The following is a 2677-nucleotide window of genomic DNA, read 5'->3' on the forward strand; positions in this document are numbered from 1 at the left end:
GGTTGCGGACCAGCGACCGCCCGACCGTGCGCCAGACCGGGACGCCGGCTCCCCCCGCGCCGCCGTCGCCCGTCTCCCGCCGCAGGCCGGTCTCGATCAGCACGATCGCTACCGCAAACACCCCGCAGACCGTGAGGATCGCCGCCACGGTGGTGGGCGCCAGCGCCTCCGGGCCGAAGGCGACGAGCCCCAGGGGGAAGCCCATGAAGCCGGTGTTGGGATAGCCGGCGTTGAGCCCGTCCACGGCGGCGTCCGAGAGCGGACGCCCCTCCCCCCGCCGGATCAGCACCGTCACGCCGAACACAGCCAGGCTGCTCAACCCGAAGGCGCCGATGAAGCCGGGCTTCCATATCGCGCTCCAATGCGCGTGCGCGGTCACGTCGAACAGCAGGGCCGGCAGGGCCAGGAACACCACGAACCGGTTGAGTTCGGTGGTCGCGGCAGTGCCGAGCACGCCGATCCGCCGGGCCAGCCAGCCGGCGAAGATCAGCGCGAAGATCGGCAGCACGACCAGCAGGGTCGAGAGCATGGGCGGCCCGGGTGGGAGGACGAGGCTCCGGCCTTAGGACAGGAGCCGCATCGACCTCCAGTGCCGGGGACGGGGACCTGCCATGCTCCCCTGCCCCCGCGGGAGCCGCTACCAGCGATAGATCAGGCTGCCGATCACCGTCGCGGGGGCTCCGCGATAGCAGAAGCCCGCCTGGCAGTTCGTGTAGCTGCGGTCGAAGATGTTGAACGCGTTGATCTGCGCGCGAAAACCTTTGTACTTCGGATCGAGCGCCGCGAAGTCGTAGGCGACCAGGGCGTCGAACAGGGTCACGGTCGGGTTGCGGACGGTGTTCTCGTCGTCGGCGAAGCTCGTGCCGGCGTAGCGGATACCGCCGCCGAGCTGCAGGCCGGAGAGCATCGAGCCCGGCGGGAACAGGTAGGTCCCGAAGACGCTGAAGCTGTCGCCCGGGATACCCGAGAGGGTGTTGCCGTCGATCGGCTGGCCGGTGACCAGCGAGGTCTGTCGCAGGAACCGGAAATCGAGATGGGTATAGGCCAGCGTCAGGTTGGTCCCCGGCGCGAAATTGGCGGTCATCTCGGCCTCGAATCCCTTTGACTCGACCGAGCCGCTGGCGACGACGTTGGCGATGTTGTTGGGATCCTGGCGCAGGAGCGAGGACTGGACGATATCGAAGCCGGCAAACGAGCCGGTGATGTTGGTGTTGGGGATCGCCGCCTTCACGCCGGCCTCGATCTGGTCGCCGGTCGCGGCCCGGAACGGGTTTCCGTTCACGTCGATGCCGACCTGGGGTGTGAACGTCGTCGCGTAGCTGGCGTACGGCACCAGGGTATCGGTGAGCAGGTAGTTCAGGCCGACCCGGCCCGAGAAGGCACGGTCGGCCTGGTTGGCGACCGTGCCGGCGGTCTGGTCGGCGGTGTTCTGGAACACCCAGTCGTGCCGCCCGGTGAGCGTCAGGATGAAGCGTCCGAGCTTGGCCTGCTCCTGCAGGTAGACGCCGATCTGGTCCTGCGCCTGGCTCTGGAAGTTCGTGATGCGCGGCCGGGCGATGACCTGCTGGCCGTAGTTCAGCGTCAACAGGTTGAGAGCCGGCGCGGCCCCGAAGCCGAAGGCGCGCGTGTAGTCGTAATGGGCGTAGTCGACGCCTCCGATCAGGGTGTGCTGGATCGGCCCGGTGGTGACGTGGCCTTCGAGCTGGGTGTCCACGGAGATCTGGCTCAGCGTGTCGAGATAGGCGCCCGCGGTGCGTGAACCCAGGGTCCGGGCAGGGTTCAGGCCCGTGATCGACGTGTAGTCGTAGTCGGCCCGGACGTCGTAAAAGCGGACATTCTGGCGGACGATCAGGTCCGGCGAGAACGTGTGCTCGAAGGCGTAGCCGATGCGGTACTGCTGCTGCTTGTACTGGTTGAACGCCGGGTCGCCGGAGTAGAAGTTCGTCACCCGGAAGCCGGGGTCGTTGAAGAAGAACGAGGTGCCGGGCAGGCGGGATTCGAAGTACTCGCTGAGGAACGTGAAGCTGGTGTCGGAATCCGGCCGCCACGTGAAGGACGGGGCGATGAAAGTGCGGTCGTCGTCCCCGCCCGGCAGGTAGGTGTTGGACTGGCGCTTCACCCCGGTCACGCGATAGGCCAGCGTCCCGTCGGTGCCCTCCACCGGGCCGCCGATGTCGAAGTTGCCCTGGAAGCGGTCGTAGTTTCCGGCCTGGAACTGCACCTCGCCGAAGGGCACGAAGACCGGGCGCTTCGAGATGGAATCGACGATACCGCCGGGCGAGCCGAGGCCGTAGAGGCCCGAGGCCGGCCCCCGCAGGATGGTGACCGCCTCCAGCCCGTAGGGCTCGCTGCGCGGGATGGTCAGGCCGACGGCGTTCAGGCGCAGGCCGTCGCGGAAGATGCCGTTGTAGGTCGCACTGAAGCCGCGGATGTAGAAGGCGTCGTAGCGCGGATCGAAGCCGAACACGCTGCTCGACACCCCCGGCGTGTAGGCGATCGCCTGGGCCAGGTCCTGCACGTTGCGGTCGTTGAGCTGCTCGCGGGTGACCACCGAGACCGATTGCGGGGTCTCGATCAGCGGCGTGTTGGTCTTGGTCGCGGTCGGGCTCACGCGGGCGACGTAGCCGGTGACGCCGGAGGGGCCGCCGCCCCCGCCGCTGGTGGCCGCGCTGTCGCC

General features: G+C 68.3%; 2 protein-coding genes. Both read right to left on the bottom strand.

Annotation, left to right across the window (positions count from 1 at the left end; all coding sequences use genetic code 11):
• Nucleotides 1-529: AEC family transporter (locus FV228_RS26225; RefSeq protein ID WP_187277917.1), on the bottom strand; the 529-nt coding region annotated here is incomplete at its 3' end.
• A 108-nt stretch (nucleotides 530-637) separates the two neighbouring features.
• A partial coding sequence (locus FV228_RS26230; protein ID WP_147857212.1) for a TonB-dependent siderophore receptor occupies nucleotides 638-2677 on the bottom strand: 2040 nt, incomplete at its 5' end.

The sequence above is a fragment of the Methylobacterium sp. WL18 genome, from assembly GCF_008040015.1.
Lineage (GTDB): Bacteria > Pseudomonadota > Alphaproteobacteria > Rhizobiales > Beijerinckiaceae > Methylobacterium > Methylobacterium mesophilicum.